We start from the raw sequence: 15,479 nt of genomic DNA, 5'->3' as shown, positions 1-15,479 counted from the left end.
ATCAGGTGCGAGCGGCCGTCCTCCTCCGCAGCCCGCTCATCCCAAGCGCGACCGCATACGGCGAACTACTTCTGAGTCCAGCTCCCTCCACCTTGTGGCCGGGCTCCGTCCCGGTCGTCCACCGTTCTGCATGCTCTGAAGGACGTGGATGCCCGGGACGGAGCCCGGGCATGACGACGTGGAGGTACCTGGCGAACCGTCGCAGACGTCACCTGCGGTGGCCTTGCGTGCATTCCAGCGTTTGCTTTCTCGGCACCCGGACACGACCTCCGCGCGCGCGTGCAAGTCATTCGCGGGCGCGTTGGCACGCGCAGAACGGCAGCGTTTGCTGCCTCATTCCTTCGGACAATTCCGCAATTGCTAAGTTGCTTGTTGCAGCACAAACAAGCCTGGTTCCATCAGGCGCATTCTGATCGCGGCAAAACAACAGATCCAAACGAAGGAGCGATCCATGTTGACCCGCCGCACCGCCATGTTCAGTGCAGCCATCGCCGCGATGATGCTTGCGGCTCCCGCCATTGCCGAGGACCTCAAGCTGCCGCGCCAGCAGGTCGACCTGGTGGCCCCGCCATTCGTGCATGCGCACGAGCAGGCCACCAAGCAGGGGCCGAAGATCATGGAGTTCAAGCTCGTGGTCCAGGAGAAGAAGATGGTGATCGACGAGAAGGGCACCACCTTCCAGGCCATGACCTTCAACGGCTCGATGCCGGGACCGCTGATGGTGGTCCACGAGGGCGACTATGTCGAGGTGACGCTGGTCAATCCAGCCACCAATACCATGCCGCACAACATCGATTTTCATTCCGCGACGGGAGCCCTCGGCGGCGGCGCGCTGACCCTGGTGAACCCGGGTGAGCAGGTCGTGCTGCGCTGGAAGGCGACGCGGACCGGCGTGTTCGTCTATCACTGCGCCCCGGGCGGACCGATGATCCCCTGGCACGTGGTCTCCGGCATGAACGGCGCCGTGATGGTGCTGCCGCGCGACGGCCTGAATGACGGCCGCGGCCATGCGTTGCGCTACGATCGCGTCTACTACATCGGCGAGCAGGACCTCTACGTGCCGCGCGACGAGAAGGGCAACTTCAAGTCCTACGACTCGCCCGGCGAGGCCTACACCGACACCGAAGAGGTCATGAAGAAGCTGATCCCGACCCACGTCGTGTTCAACGGCAAGGCGGGCGCGCTCACCGGCAAGAATGCGCTCACGGCCAATGTCGGCGACAACGTGCTGATCGTGCACTCGCAGGCCAACCGCGACAGCCGCCCGCATCTGATCGGCGGTCATGGCGACTATGTCTGGGAGACCGGCAAGTTCTCCAACGCGCCGGAGACCGGGCTCGAGACCTGGTTCATCCGCGGCGGCTCCGCCGGAGCAGCCATGTATAAATTCCTGCAGCCCGGCATCTACGCCTATGTCACGCACAACCTGATCGAGGCGGCCGATCTCGGCGCGACGGCGCATTTCAAGGTCGAAGGCAAATGGAACGACGACCTGATGACGCAGGTGAAGGCGCCGTTCGAGATCCCGACCGGTTCGACCAACTGATCATCTCAAGGGGGCCGGCCTGGCCGGCCCCCACTTGCCTCGATGTGCTGCCATGCTGCTCGCATTCAAGATCAAGCTCACCCTTGCCTGCATCGTCGGAGTGGCCGGTCCTACGGCAATGACTCCGATCATCGCGGCACTGCAGAGCCCCGCAAGCTTCAGCGAACCTGCGCTGACGGAAATTGCGTCCGGGGCGATCAAATACCGCGATGCCGGCGATCACGTGCGCAACGGTCGCCAGGCCGAAGCACCCGTCACGACAGTTCGCTTCGATCGCCCGTTGGCGATCATGACCAACCAGGTCAGCACCGCCGACTATCAGGTCTGCGTCGAAGCGCGTGCATGTCGCGCGCTCGATCGCGACGTTGCTGTCGCCGTCGACCGCCCGGCCGTGCAGGTGAGCTGGCTCGACGCGACAGCCTATGCCGATTGGCTGTCGCACCAGACCGGTCACCACTACCGGCTGCCGACCGACGCCGAATGGGCCTATGCCGCCGGCAGCCGCTTCAGGGACGACGGCGTCGCCGTCGACGAGGCCGACCCGTCGCGACGCTGGATCGCTCGCTACGAACGCGAAGCCGCTGTGCCCGAAGATCCCAAGACGCGCAGCTTCGGGGCATTCGGCACCAACGAGCACGGCATTGCCGACATGGCGGGCAATGTCTGGGAATGGACCTCGACCTGCTTCACCCGCAAGCTGCAGGACGATGCGGGGCGCATCGTCAAGACCTTCAGCAATTGCGGCGTCCGCCTGGCCGAGGGCGCCCACCGCGCCTACGTCACCGATTTCATCCGCGACGCACGGGCCGGCGGCTGCGCATCGGGCACGCCGCCCGCCAATCTGGGCTTCCGGCTGGTTCGCGAGCAGCTGCCCTGGAGCCAGACCATCGCGCAGGGCATCAGCGCCATCCTGAGCGCGATCGGCGCCTGACCGCGGCCATGGTCGCGGCCGAACTGCCGGCCATCTGTCGGCGGCCGCCGACTGGGACAAATGACAGTCACCCAAAATCAACTTTTGGTTGCGACAGTAAAGCTGCAAACGTTACAGAATTGGCTGTGAAAGTCGCGTTGAGCGGACCAGGAGGCGAGTGTGATCTCTCGACATCCGCCGGTCTTCTTCACGTCCGACCTGCATGGCTATGGCATCGGCAATACCGGCTGGTTCGACGACGCCACACCGCGTGCGCTCGCGGGGCGCTGCCTGCTCGATGCGCTCGAATATCTGCGCACGTCGCCCAAATTCGCGGCCAAGGACTGGCACCTGGTGAATGCCAACGCGGCCCGTATCGTCCACCAATGTCTGACCGATCCCGCGATCTCCCGGCCGGATGTCCTCGATCGCGTGGCGCCGGCCATCGAAGAGATCTGCGCAGGCATCGTCGCAAGCCGGCAGTCTCGCATGCCGTTCTACGGCGACGACTTCTGGGATTGGGCTGGTGTCGTCGACGCGCTCTGCGAGGTGCAGACCGTCTCGGCAACGGCGGCACAGGTCGCCAAACGTGAGCTGGACCAGTTCCGCAGGACGGCTCAGATCCGCCTGCCCAATGGACTTTCGACGGGCGACCCTCAGCACGAGTGGTTCGGCCCAGCCATTGCCGCGCGCACCCATCATTTGCTCGAGACGCGCTCGCCTGGCTTCAACTCTGACTTGCGCAGTGAGCTGCAGGCGCAGGCGCTCGAGCCGATCGAGCGCGGCAGATACCGTGGCCGGCAGGTGACGCCCTGGCAGCTCGGCTGGCATTACGGCCAGGTTGTCGGTGAATTCCAGCGCGCCGCCAGCGAACAGGCCGCCGAGCTGGCCGACTTCTCCTGGCTCGCGACGCCGATGGAGCCGAGCAAGCGGGCGCTGGTGCTCGCACGCGTCCTGCAGGGCGCCTTTGCCGTCAGGGATCGTCGCACGCTGCTGCACGCGCTGGAGGAGCTCTATCGCTGCGAGACGACGTCCCGCCCGTTCGGGCAGGGCATCATGGGCGCCAGCGTGGTGGCCTCGCTGGACGTGCTCGAGGCGCTGTGGCCGCAGCTCGATGCCCGCGAGAAGGCGAGCATGAATGCGATGCTCGACGCGCTGCGCTTCCTGCATGCCAGGAGCCACACCGTTTGCTTTCTCGTGCAGAGTCCCGAGGACATCGAAGGTCTGATCCAGGCCATGGGGCCGGGCACGCTGATCGAGCAGCGCAACGCCGGACGGGCCATCATCCGACACGCCAGCTTTCACGCCATCATCTGCCTCGGCCGCTCCATGACGGAGGTCGCCGGCGCGACCGCACTGGCGATCGAGGAGCATGGCGCGCGCTGGCTGATCCTGCCAGGCCGCGCCCATGCGCTTGGCGAGCCGCTCCCCCACGCCAGCGGCGCTCCCTATTTCTCCGGAGCCGGACCCGGCGATCTCGTGATCGCCACCGCGGTGGCGCCGTTCCGGATCCAGGTCAAGCTACGGGACGCGCTGAGCATCGCCGATCCGCCGCTCCGCGATGGCGGCAGCATGATCATCCCCGCCGATCCCGAACTATGCCGACTGGCGCATGACGCAGCCGGGGCGATGCAGGGTGAGATCGGCCCATTCTTCGAGGGCATGATCGTCACGCGGGACGGCGACGGCAGCGATGGGGACATCACGGCCGTGTTTCCCGGCGCGCTGGCCGCTGATGACACGGCCTATGTGGTCGGACTGATCTGCCTCAGCCGGAACATTCCGTTTCTCTCGATCCAGAGACTGGCGGATCCCAGCGGAATGATTTCTCCAGCGACCGGTAATTCGGCCTGTCAGCTCGCAGTCAAGGTGGCCGACATGCTGGGGCTGCGCGCGTAGCGCGTACGTTGCGTCCAAGCCATTCGCCGAGACGACGGCATCAGAGACCCTGCTACGCAAAGAGCGGAGACGCCTTCGCGTCTCCGCTCTCCGTGTGCCAAATCATCCAGATGGCTTAGGTATTCTTCAGAGCGACGCGGAATTCCGCTTCGGTCTTGGCCTTGACCTCGTCGAGCGTCACGCCGTCGGCAAGCTCGATCAACGCCATGCCGTCATTGCCGTGCTTGTCGATGGTGAAGACGGCAAGATCGGTGACGACCATGTCGACCACGCGCTCGCCGGTCAGCGGCAGCGTGCACTGCTTGAGCAGCTTCGCACCGTCCTTGGCGCTGTGCTCCATGACGACGACGACGCGCTTGACGCCGGCGACGAGATCCATGGCGCCGCCCATGCCCTTGACCATCTTGCCCGGGATCATCCAGTTGGCGAGATCGCCGTTCTGTGCCACCTGCATGGCGCCGAGGATCGACAGGTCGATGTGACCGCCGCGGACCATCGCGAACGAATCGGCCGAGGAGAAGTAGCTGGTGATCGGCAGCTCGGTGACGGTCTGCTTGCCGGCATTGATGAGGTCGGGATCCTCTTCGCCCTCATAGGGGAACGGACCCATGCCGAGCATGCCGTTCTCGCTCTGCAGCGCGACGTCCACGCCGGGCGGGATATAGTTCGAGACCAGCGTCGGAATGCCGATGCCGAGATTGACGTAGTAGCCGTCCCGCAGCTCCTTGGCGGCGCGCGCCGCCATCTGCTCTCGCGTCCAGGCCATCAGATTTCCTCCCCGGCTGCCGCGGCAGGTTCACGTTTGCGCACGGTGCGCTGCTCGATTCGCTTGAGCGCGGTGCCCACCTGGATGATCCGCTTCACGAAGATGCCCGGCGTGTGGATGTGGTCGGGATCGATCTGGCCGGCCGGCAGCAGGTGCTCGACCTCGGCCACGGTGACCCGAGCCGCAGTGGCCATCATCGGGTTGAAGTTTCGCGCGGTCTTCCGGTAGACGAGGTTGCCCGCCGTATCGCCCTTCCAGGCGTGCACGATTGCGATATCCGCGAACAGGCCGCGCTCCATCAGGTATTTCTCGCCGTCGAACTCGCGCACTTCCTTGCCCTCGGCGACCAGCGTTCCGACCCCGGTCTTGGTGAAGAAGGCCGGGATGCCGGCACCGCCGGCCCGGATGCGCTCGGCCAGGGTGCCCTGCGGGCAGAACTCGAGCTCGAGCTCGCCGGCCAGATATTGCTGTGCGAACAGCTTATTCTCGCCGACATAGGACGAAATCATCTTCTTGATCTGCCGCGTCTCGAGCAGTCGGCTGAGGCCGATACCGTCGACGCCGGCATTGTTGGAGATGACGGTGAGATCCTTCACCCCGGATTCGCGAATGGCGTCGGACAGGGTTTCTGCGATGCCGCAAAGACCAAACCCGCCGGACATGATCGTCATGCCGTCCTTGAGGAGGCCCGCAAGGGCGGATTTGGCGTCCGGATAGACCTTGTTCATACGGAAATGACCTGATGGAAGGCGGGGAGCGCGCAGATATCGACCGGATTATTAGGCGAAATCTTCGCAATGCGTCAATGACGCCTTCCCAAGGCAACCGTCCTGCTCTAGCAGTCGAATCGACCGGCGCCTCGGTGAGGATCCTGGGCCGGAACACGAGCATCTGCGCCGCAATCCTGACACACCAGCGGCGCGGCCTTGAAAGCGTCAAGAAAGCGCATCAAGTTGTTGATGTTGGCAAGGGTTTTCGGCGCGCCCTGCCCATCCCGAGCAACCAGCGATCCGACGATCCCAGGACATGTCCGTGACTTTGGCCCAAGGAATGAGGCGCCTCGGCACGCCGATTGCGGTGCTGCTAGGGGTTGTATTCATCGGGCTGTTCGTCAGTTCCTGGCTGGTCAATCGGGACGCCCTGCGCCGGGCCGTCGAGACCCAGATCCGCGCCGTGACCGGGCTCGAGCTGGTCGTCAAGGGACATATCGACGTTTCCTTGTTCCCCGGCAGCTACGTCTCGTTTCACGACGTCGGCTTGAAGGGCGGTGGCACCGAGGATGCGGCGCTTCGCGTCGACGTGCTGACGGCCAACCTCCAGCTGCTGCCGCTGCTGCTGCAGCGCTTCGAGATCGCCGATCTGATGCTGCTGCGCCCCCAGATCAACGTGGTGCGACAAGCCGACGGTGACACCAACTGGACGCCATTCATCCAGACGATCGCGCAAACGATGCGGCCGGGCCCCGACAGTCAGATGTCGTTCTCCGAGATCCGGATCCAGGACGGCATCCTGGTGTTCGACGACAACGGCGTGCATGCGTCGGAGCGGCTCGACGACATCGACCTGTCGCTCGCCTGGCCGTCGATTTCGCGGTCCTTCGCAGCTACGGGACAGTTCGACTGGCGTGGCCAGCGGATCGAAGGATCGATCAGCGTCAGTGATTTCCTCGCCGCTCTCTCCGGAGACCGCTCGGGCCTGAAGATGCGCCTTGCCAGTCCGCCGCTGAAGGTGGCCTTCGACGGCACGGTAGCCAACCGCACCAGCGCCCTGATGGAGGGCACGCTGACCGTGGACAGCCCCTCGCTGCGCGAAGCGTTGCGCTGGACCGGCCAGACGCCGCTCGGTTCCGGTGGCTTCGGCCGCTTCGCGCTGCGGGCGCGGGCCAACGTGGTCGGCGCCTCGATCGCGCTCACCAACGTCAATGTCGAGCTCGACGGCAATACGGCCGAAGGCGTCATGACCTACATCAACAACGGCCGTCAGACCCTGCAGGCGACTCTCGCGGCCGATGCCCTCGATTTCACGCCGTACATCTCCACCGTTCGGCTGCTCGCCAATGGCGCGCGCGACTGGAACCGGCAGCTGTTCGACCTGAAGGCCTTATCGACGACGGATCTCGACATGCGGCTATCAGCCGCAAAGGTCACGGTCGGTCCTTCCAAGCTCGGCCGGACCGCGTTTGGTGCAAACCTGCGCAACGGGGTGCTCGCGCTCTCGGTTGGCGAGGCCCAGATGTATGGCGGCGTCGTGCGCGGCTCGTTCGGCATCGCGCGGGCCGACACGGTGGCAGACGTCAAGGCCGAGTTGCAATTCGCGGACGTCGATCTGCAGGCCTGCGCCAACGAGCTGTTCGGCGTGTCCTCGCTGTCCGGCCGCGGCAATCTGAACGTCTCGTTGACCGCCTCAGGCTCGAGCCCGTTCGGGCTGGCGCAATCGCTTGACGGCAGCGCGACGTTGCAGGGCCATGACGGATCGATCTCGGGCTTCAATGTCGAGCAGCTCCTGAAACGCCTGGAACGGAGTCCGTTGTCGCGCGGCGGCAACTTCCGCACCGGCTCGACGCCGTTCGATTCCTTGACCGTTGCCGTGAAGTTCTCCGAAGGCATCGCGACCGCGGAGGACATCCGCGTCGAGAATCCGACCGCACGCATCACGATGACCGGAACCGCGTCGGTGCCGAGCCGTGAATACGACTTCAAGGGCGTGGCGAGCCTGCTGTCCAGCGGCAGCAGCAGCGGTTTCGAACTGCCCTTCGTGGTTCAGGGGCCCTGGGAAGATCCTCTGATCTTCCCAGATCCGGAAAGCCTGATCCGCCGCGCGCCGGCGGCAGCCCCCCTGCTCGATGCCCTCAAGGATCGCAAGGTGCGCTCGATGCTCGAGCGCTTCACCGGCGGCGGCCTGCGTCCCGCACAGTCCGACGATGCGCCGCAGCCCGACCCTGCGCCGAGCGGCAGTCCTACGAAACAGAATTGATCGCGGCGGGCCCGTTAAGCGTGATGAGGCTGCGGCTGAGTCGCGACCTAGGTCTGATATATTACTTCTGGATCGAGCCGGTGCCCTGAGCTAGTGTCCGCCACAACCGATCAAGCAAGATCGGCGGATCAGGGAGAGACACGTGAAATCCAGAGGAATGGGTGCGCTTTCAATCGCAGTAGCCGCCGGGCTTTTTTGCGCTGCAGCACCAGCCGTCGCTCAGGACACCATCACCGTCTGGTGGGGCAAGGGCTTCTACAAGTCCGAGGACGACGCGCTGCTCGAGGTCGTGAAGAAATTCGAGGCCAAGACCGGCATCAAGGTCGAACTGTCGCAATATGCGATCCAGGACATGATCCCGAAGACCGTTGCGGCGCTGGACTCCGGCACCGTGCCGGACGTGGCCTACGCCGACACCTACGACGTCCAGGCTCAGGGCAAGTGGGCCTATGAGGGCAAGCTCGAGGATCTCACCGACATTCTGGAGCCGATGAAGTCGGCGTTCGCACCGAACACGCTGGAAACGGCCAATCTCTACAACAACGTCGCGAAGAAGAAGGCCTATTACGGCTTCCCGCTGAAGCAGCAGAGCATGCATGTCCAGATCTGGAGCGATCTCCTGGACAAGGCAGGCTTCAAGCAAGCCGACATCCCGACCAAGTGGGAGGATTACTGGACGTTCTGGTGCGACAAGGTGCAGCCGGGGATCCGCAAGGCGACCGGCCAGCGCATCTACGGCGTCGGCCAGCCGATGGGCGTGGAATCGACCGACTCGTTCCAGTCGTTCTACACCTTCATGGACGCCTACAACGTCAAGCTGGTCGACGATGACGGCAAGCTGCTGGTCGACGATCCCAAGGTGAAGGAGGGCCTCACCAAGGCGCTGAAGGACTACACCGACACTTATGTCCGGGGCTGCACGCCGCCGTCCTCGACCACCTGGAAGGACCCCGACAACAACGTCGCCTTCCACAACAAGACCATCGTGATGACCCACAACTTCACGATCTCGATCGCGGCCAAGTGGCTGGATGACTCCAACAACCAGGCGCTGACGCCCGAGCAGCGCGCTGCCGGCAAGAAGGCCTATGACGAGGAGATCATCACCGCGTCGTTCCCCAACAAGCCGGACGGCACCCCGATCAAGTACCGCTCCGACGTCAAGACCGGCCTCATCTTCGCCAATGCGAAGAACAAGGCGCAGGGCAAGGAATTCATCAAGTTCCTGATGCAGGAGGAGAACCTCGGCCCCTACATCGAAGGCGCGCTGGGCCGCTGGTTCCCGGTGACCACCGCCGGCCAGAAGAGCCCGTTCTGGCAGGCCGACCGCCACCGCAAGGCCGTGTACAACCAGTTCACCGGCGGGACCACGCCGTTCGACTTCACCAAGAACTACAAGTTCACGATTCTCAACAACGAGAACGTCTGGGCGAAGGCGATGAACCGCGTGGTCAGCGAGAAGGTTCCGGTCGAGAAGGCCGTGGATGAGCTGATTGCCCGCATCAAGGAGGTCGCCGGCTAGTCGTGCGCATCGTGATGCACTAGCCTGACGTCCCGACAACGACTAAGTCCCGGCCGCAGAACATGCGGCCGGTTTGGCTATCGGCGGGAACAGACGACCGAAAAGAGACACCCATGGCGATCACGCTCTCAGCTTCCGATTCCGCGATAGCGGAGGCACCACGGCCGGCGCGGCTCACGCCGCCGCAGGTGTGGGGCGTCGTCATGCTGGCGCCCTACCTGCTCGTCTTCCTCGCCTTCGTCGTCTATCCCGTCGGCTACGGCCTGTGGCTGGCGCGCGACCCAGCGAGCTATGTCGCGCTGTTCAACGACCCGATCTTTGCGCGCGCCGCCGTCAACACGCTGATCTTCCTGCTCGTCGGCATCAATCTGAAGATGCTGATCGCACTGTTTTTGTCTGGCTTCTTCGTGCAGCAGCGCGGCTGGATCAAATGGCTGTCGGTCATCTTCATCCTGCCCTGGGCCGTGCCGTCGATCCCGACCATCCTGTCGGTGCGCTTCATGTTCAATCCCGAATGGGGCGTGGTGAACCAGCTGATCTTCAAGTTCACCGGGGATGACGGTCCGAACTGGCTGAACAATCCAAGCGTCGCACTGAGCATGGCCATCGGCATGCACATCTGGAAGTCGCTGCCGTTCTGGACCCTGATCCTGATGACCGGGCGGCTCGCGATCTCGCAAGACCTGTTCGAGGCCGCCGAGGTCGACGGCGCCACCTGGATGCAGAAGTTCCGCTACATCACCTGGCCGTCGATGCAGACGCTCTACATCACCTGCACGCTGCTCTCGATGATCTGGACGCTCGGCGACTTCAACAGCGTGTATCTCTTGACCGGCGGCGGCCCGGCGGATCTCACCCACGTGCTGTCGACGCTCGGCATCCGCTATCTCCGGCTCGATCAGCTCAGCCTGGCGATGGCCTCTATCGTCTGCGCGATGCCGCTGGTGCTCCCCCTGGTCTATTTCATGATGAAGCGGTTGTCGCGATGAAGCTTCCTACCCTCCGCGAGGTCGGCACCGAGGCCCGGCTGCTGCTGATCGGCATTCCCGTCTTCATCTGGACGATGATCCCGATCTATCACATGTTCCTGTTCGCGATCTCGCCCAAGGAGGACGCGTTCTCGGGCAAGCTGTGGCCGGACCATCCGACGCTGAACAACTTCCGGATCGTCTTCAACCAGCAGCATTACTTCCTGCGCGACTTCTGGGTGCAGTTCGGCAACTCCGTGGTGATCGCCGTGGCCGTCGGCGCGCTGACGCTGATCATCGCGACCTGCGCCGCCTATGCGATCTCGCGGCTGCGCGTGCCGGGCAGCCGCGCGGTGATGAACCTCGCGCTGTTCACCTATTTCATCCCGGCGGCGTTCCTCGCGGTGCCGATGTATCGCACCATGGGCAAATACGGCCTCCTCAACAACGACTGGTCGCTGATCCTGGCGATGGTCACGATCGCCTCGCCCTACGCGATCTGGGTGCTGAAGCAGGCCTCCGACAAGCTCCCGGTCGAGCTGGATGAAGCGGCCGTGATGGATGGCGCGAGCCCGCTGCAGATCTTCCGCCTGGTCTACGTCCCGCTGATGATGCCGTCCCTGGTCGCCATCGGCACCTATGCCGTGCTGCTGGCCTGGAACGAATATCTCTATGCGTTCCTGCTGCTGTCGAACGACAAGGCAATCACGTTGCCGGTGGCGCTCGGCAACTTCCTGGCCGCCGACGACTCGCCGTGGGAGCTCCTGATGACCACCGGCTTCATCTACGCGCTGCCGCCGGCCGCCGTCTATTACGCCTTCAAGCGCTACATGGTGGGCGGACTCACCGCAGGCGCCGTGAAGTCGTGACGGAGTGATGCGCGTCGGATTCCGCCAGGGCCGCATCGAGGACGCCTCGCGGCCGAACTGGGATGGCGACGGTCCGCGGCCGATCGACTGGTTCGCCTGGTACCCGGCCGCAGACGGCAGCACCGAAGCAGCGCTTGCCGTGGCTCCATGGCCGCAGGGATGGTTCAAGGCTGGAACCGCGGCGCTCAACGCGCCGCTGGCCGCCAACGGACCCTGTCCGCTCGTGGTCTACTCGCACGGCACCGGCTGCAACGGTCTGCAGGTCGAATGGCTGGCGCGCGAGCTGGCGAGCCGCGGCTTGATCGCGGTCGGTGTCAACCATCACGGCAACAACAATGCCGCGCCGTACCGGGCCGAGGGCTTCCTGTGTTCGTGGGAGCGGCCGCGCGACATCTCGCTGCTGATCGACCACGTCCTGGCTGATCCCGCCTTCGCCGGCCGCATCGACGCCAACAGCATCTTCGCGGTCGGCTATTCGCTCGGCGGCGTCACGGTCACCTCGCTGCTCGGCGCCATCATGATCCGCTCGCCATTCGCGCCCGGCGCCAATCTCGGCCGCGGACCGCGCGAGTTTCCCGACCTCGTCGATCACCTTCCGCGGCTGATGGAGGAGAGCCAGATCTTTCGCGACTCCTGGGCGCGCATGTCGGACTCCTATCACGACCCGCGCATCAAGGCGGCGCTGCTGCTGGCGCCGGGACGTTCGGTGCAGGGCTTCTCCGAGGAGAGCGTCGCCGCGATCGACGTGCCGACGCGGATCATGGTCGGCGGAGCGGACGCACTGCTGCCGGCCGCGCGCTGGCTGCATGAGCGGCTGCGCAGCAGCACATTCGATATCGTCGCCGCCGATGCCGGCCACTACGTCTTCCTGCCCGAGAGCACCGACCTCGGCCGCAGCTCCGATACTGCATGCTGCGTCGATCCGCCCTCGGTCGATCGCGGCGCGGTGCATCGCTTGGTCGTGGCCGCCGCGTTACAGCTGTTCGCTGTTGAGTGACGCTGCCACGACATTCTCCGTCATTGCGAGCGCAGCGAAACAATCCAGAGTCCTTGCTGGCCCTGGATTGCTTCGCTGCGCTCGCAATGACGACAGCTACAGCGGCGCGGCACTCTCGCCGCGGTCGCTCGACAGTTTCGAGGCCAGTGACGCCACCACGATCACCACGGCGATCAGCCCGATCACCAGCGTGCAGATCGCGTTGATCTCGGGCTTCACGCCCAACCGCACCTCCGAATAGATCCGGATCGGCAACGTCGCCGAGCCCGGCCCGGTGGTGAAGCTCGCGATCACGAGATCGTCGAGCGACAGCGTGAATGCCAGCATCCAGCCGGCGACCACGGCGGGCGCGATCAGCGGCAGGGTGACCATCAAGAAGGCGCGCAGCGGATCGCAGCCGAGATCCATCGCCGCCTCCTCCAGGCTGCGGTCGAGCGACACCAGCCGCGACTGCACGACCACGGCGACGAAGCACATCGTCAGCGTGGTATGCGCAATCGTCACCGTCCAGAAGCCGCGCTCGGCGTCCAGCGCCACGAACAGCAGGAGCAGCGACAGCCCGGTGATCACCTCGGGCATGACCAGCGGCGCATACAGCATGCCGGAGAACAGCATGCGGCCGCGAAAACCCTGTCCGCGCGACAGCGCCACGGCGGCGAGCGTACCGAGCACCGTCGCCACCGTGGCCGACGTGGCGCCGACGCGCAGGCTCATCCAGGCCGCATCGATCATTGCGCGGTCGTTGAAGAACTCGTGATACCAGCGCAGCGACCAGCCGCCCCACACCGTCACCAGCCGCGAGGCGTTGAACGAGTAGATCACCAGGATCAGGATCGGCAGATAGAGAAATGCAAGCCCGAGCGTCAGCGAAGCGACGTTGAAGCGGGAAAGGCGTGAGGGCTTTGCCGCCATCACCTGCCCTCCTCCGACTGCCGGCGCTGCAGGCGGTCGTAGAGCAACAGCGGCAGCAGCAGCACCGCAAGCAGCACCACGGCGATGCTGGAGGCCACCGGCCAGTCCTTGTTGGTGAAGAATTCGAGCCACAGGGTCTGGCCGATCATCAGCGACTTCGATCCGGCCAGCAGGTCGGGAATGACGAACTCTCCGACGATCGGGATGAAGCACAGCAGCGCCCCGGCGCCGACGCCCGGCAGCGACAGCGGGAACGTCACCAGCCAGAAGATCTCGCGCGGCGCCGCGCCGAGATCGGCGGCCGCCTCCTCCAGCGCCGGCTCCAGTTTTGTCAAGGTCGCGAACAGCGGCAGGATCATGAACGGCAGATAGGAGTAGACGATGCCGACATACATCGCGCTGTCGGTCGACAGCCACACCACGGGTGTCGACACCAGATGCAGCGCGAGCAGGATCTGATTCAAGAGCCCATCGTGCTGCAGGATGTTGACCCAGGCATAGATGCGGATCAGGAACGAGGTCCAGAACGGCACGATCACCAGCATCATCGCGATGCCCTGCCAGCGCCGCGGCAGCCGCGCCATGCCATAGGCGATGGGGTAGCCGATCAGGAGCAGGATCGCCGTCGATGTCAGGGCGACGACGACGCTGCGCAGATAAGAGGCGAGATACAGATCGTCCGACAGCAGCAGCCGGAAATTGTCCAGCGACAGTGCCGCGAAGGCATCGCGCAGCGACGACACCCCGTCCGCCAGCGAGAACACCGGCGTATAGGGCGGCTGCGCGATCGCGGTCTGCGACAGGCTGATCTTGGCGACGAACGCAAACGGCACCAGGAAGAACAGCACCATCCAGACATAGGGCGCGATCGCGGCGAAGCGTGCCGGTCGCGAGAAGATACGGCGCGCGCTCATCGCTCCAGCACCACGCAATCGTCGGGCGTGAACCAGGCCACGACGCGCTGGTTCATGCCGTAGCCGTCGGCATCGAGGCGGGCGGTGTTGGCCTGGGAGGCATGCAGCACGGCGCCGCCATCGAGCTTGATCTTGTAGACGGTCTTGCCGCCGAGATAGCTTGCATCGGTGATCGCGCCCTCGACGCAATTGATCGCCGCAGCATCGCCCGCCGGCCGACGCAGCGCCAATCGAATCTTTTCAGGGCGGATCGCGACGGCCACCTTGCTCTCGGTGACCGGAGTCACCGGCTGCGCCGCGACCAGCTCACCCGCGGTGGAGGTCGCGACCCGCAGCCGCAGCGGATCCCGTGCGGTCACCTCGCCCTCGAACAGATTGATGTCTCCGACGAACTCCGCGACCCAGCGCGACGCCGGCTCTTCATAGAGGCGGCGAGGCGCCGCGACCTGTTCGAGCCTGCCGGCGTTCATGACCCCGATCCGGGTCGCCACCGTCATCGCCTCCTCCTGGTCGTGGGTGACGATGATGAAGGTCATGCCGAGCTTGCGCTGCAGCTCCATCAGCTCGAATTGCGTGCTCTCGCGCAGCTTCTTGTCGAGCGCGGCCATCGGCTCGTCGAGCAGCAGCACCTGCGGCCGCCGCGCCAGCGAGCGCGCCAGCGCGACGCGCTGCTTCTGGCCACCGGAGAGCTGATCGGGCTTGCGCTTCTCCAGCCCTTCGAGCCGGACCAGCGCCACCATCTCGGCCACGCGCGTGGCAATCTCGGCGCGCGCCATGCCGGCGCGCTTCAGTCCGAAGGCGATGTTGTCACGCACGTTCAGATGCGGGAACAGCGCGTAGTTCTGGAACATCATGTTGACCGGCCGCTCGTGCGGCAGCACCTGGACGATGTCCTCGCCCGAGAGCAGAATGCGCCCCTCGTCCGGCGTCTCGAACCCGGCCAGCATGCGCAGCAGCGTGGTCTTGCCGCAGCCGCTCGGGCCGAGCAGCGCGAAGAATTCGCCGGCCCGGATGTCGAGTGAAACGCCGTCGACCGCGCGGAAGCTGCCGAACGCCTTGACTACGTTCTCGATCCGCAGGATCGGCGGCTGAGGATCGGGACGCGGCTCCGGCACTGGTGAGGGCGCCGGCTCCGCGGCAGGCTCTGGGGTCGCGATATCGTCGGCCATGGTCCGGTCTGGTCACCCTGCCGGCTCCCAACGG

The 15,479-nt window shown here is 65.0% G+C and carries 13 protein-coding genes; 8 read left to right on the top strand and 5 right to left on the bottom strand.

Annotation, left to right across the window (positions count from 1 at the left end; genetic code table 11):
• The first annotated feature begins 451 nt into the window (after positions 1 to 451).
• The 3 genes from nirK to ACQR1I_RS03630 all read left to right on the top strand — a co-directional run bounded on the left by nirK (position 452) and on the right by ACQR1I_RS03630 (position 4,355).
• Positions 452 to 1,546, top strand: a complete 1,095-nt coding sequence (gene nirK / locus ACQR1I_RS03640) for a copper-containing nitrite reductase (RefSeq protein WP_434865805.1) — start codon at positions 452 to 454, stop codon at positions 1,544 to 1,546.
• A gap of 52 nt (positions 1,547 to 1,598) precedes the next feature.
• On the top strand, positions 1,599 to 2,477 hold the full coding sequence (locus ACQR1I_RS03635) for an SUMF1/EgtB/PvdO family nonheme iron enzyme (RefSeq protein WP_434865804.1): 879 nt from the start codon (positions 1,599 to 1,601) through the stop codon (positions 2,475 to 2,477).
• 159 nt (positions 2,478 to 2,636) lie between these two features.
• On the top strand, positions 2,637 to 4,355 hold the full coding sequence (locus ACQR1I_RS03630) for a hypothetical protein (RefSeq protein WP_434865803.1): 1,719 nt from the start codon (positions 2,637 to 2,639) through the stop codon (positions 4,353 to 4,355).
• Positions 4,356 to 4,470: 115 nt separating this feature from the next.
• On the opposite strand, the gene ACQR1I_RS03625 is transcribed toward ACQR1I_RS03630, so the two are convergent.
• Together ACQR1I_RS03625 and ACQR1I_RS03620 are read right to left on the bottom strand one after the other, a co-directional pair.
• Positions 4,471 to 5,121, bottom strand: coding sequence for a CoA transferase subunit B (locus ACQR1I_RS03625; RefSeq protein WP_434865802.1), 651 nt, complete (start codon positions 5,119 to 5,121; stop codon positions 4,471 to 4,473).
• The gene (locus tag ACQR1I_RS03620; protein WP_434865801.1) at positions 5,121 to 5,849 is read right to left on the bottom strand and encodes a CoA transferase subunit A; all 729 of its coding nucleotides are present in this window, start codon (positions 5,847 to 5,849) and stop codon (positions 5,121 to 5,123) included. The genes ACQR1I_RS03625 and ACQR1I_RS03620 overlap by 1 nt, the downstream gene beginning before the upstream one ends.
• Positions 5,850 to 6,147: 298 nt before the next feature.
• Between ACQR1I_RS03620 and ACQR1I_RS03615 the strand changes: the two genes are divergently transcribed.
• From ACQR1I_RS03615 to ACQR1I_RS03595, 5 genes are all read left to right on the top strand, one after another.
• On the top strand, positions 6,148 to 8,094 hold the full coding sequence (locus ACQR1I_RS03615; RefSeq protein WP_434865800.1) for an AsmA family protein: 1,947 nt from the start codon (positions 6,148 to 6,150) through the stop codon (positions 8,092 to 8,094).
• Between the two features lie 142 nt (positions 8,095 to 8,236).
• Positions 8,237 to 9,616 carry an ABC transporter substrate-binding protein gene (locus ACQR1I_RS03610; RefSeq protein WP_434865799.1) on the top strand — a complete coding sequence of 460 codons (1,380 nt, stop codon included), beginning with the start codon at positions 8,237 to 8,239 and terminating at the stop codon, positions 9,614 to 9,616.
• 113 nt (positions 9,617 to 9,729) lie between these two features.
• Positions 9,730 to 10,605, top strand: a complete 876-nt coding sequence (locus ACQR1I_RS03605; RefSeq protein WP_434865798.1) for a carbohydrate ABC transporter permease — start codon at positions 9,730 to 9,732, stop codon at positions 10,603 to 10,605.
• Complete coding sequence (locus tag ACQR1I_RS03600; RefSeq protein ID WP_434865797.1) at positions 10,602 to 11,453, top strand: carbohydrate ABC transporter permease; 852 nt, start codon at positions 10,602 to 10,604, stop codon at positions 11,451 to 11,453. Before ACQR1I_RS03605 ends, ACQR1I_RS03600 begins: the two co-directional genes overlap by 4 nt.
• Positions 11,454 to 11,460: 7 nt before the next feature.
• Positions 11,461 to 12,450 (top strand): alpha/beta hydrolase family protein, encoded by a 990-nt coding sequence (locus tag ACQR1I_RS03595; RefSeq protein WP_434865796.1) that lies wholly within the window; start codon positions 11,461 to 11,463, stop codon positions 12,448 to 12,450.
• 96 nt (positions 12,451 to 12,546) lie between these two features.
• Here the strand turns inward: ACQR1I_RS03595 and ACQR1I_RS03590 are convergent, their stop codons facing one another.
• The 3 genes from ACQR1I_RS03590 to ACQR1I_RS03580 are packed head-to-tail and all read right to left on the bottom strand — an operon-like array spanning position 12,547 to position 15,445.
• On the bottom strand, positions 12,547 to 13,362 hold the full coding sequence (locus ACQR1I_RS03590; protein WP_434865795.1) for an ABC transporter permease: 816 nt from the start codon (positions 13,360 to 13,362) through the stop codon (positions 12,547 to 12,549).
• Positions 13,362 to 14,276 carry an ABC transporter permease gene (locus ACQR1I_RS03585; RefSeq protein ID WP_434865794.1) on the bottom strand — a complete coding sequence of 305 codons (915 nt, stop codon included), beginning with the start codon at positions 14,274 to 14,276 and terminating at the stop codon, positions 13,362 to 13,364. Before ACQR1I_RS03585 ends, ACQR1I_RS03590 begins: the two co-directional genes overlap by 1 nt.
• Positions 14,273 to 15,445 carry an ABC transporter ATP-binding protein gene (locus tag ACQR1I_RS03580; protein ID WP_434865793.1) on the bottom strand — a complete coding sequence of 391 codons (1,173 nt, stop codon included), beginning with the start codon at positions 15,443 to 15,445 and terminating at the stop codon, positions 14,273 to 14,275. The genes ACQR1I_RS03585 and ACQR1I_RS03580 overlap by 4 nt, the downstream gene beginning before the upstream one ends.
• Positions 15,446 to 15,479: the final 34 nt, after the last annotated feature.

The organism is Bradyrhizobium sp. HKCCYLS2038 (assembly GCF_051167655.1).
GTDB lineage: Bacteria > Pseudomonadota > Alphaproteobacteria > Rhizobiales > Xanthobacteraceae > Bradyrhizobium.
This window is presented reverse-complemented; position numbering and strand designations above follow the sequence as displayed.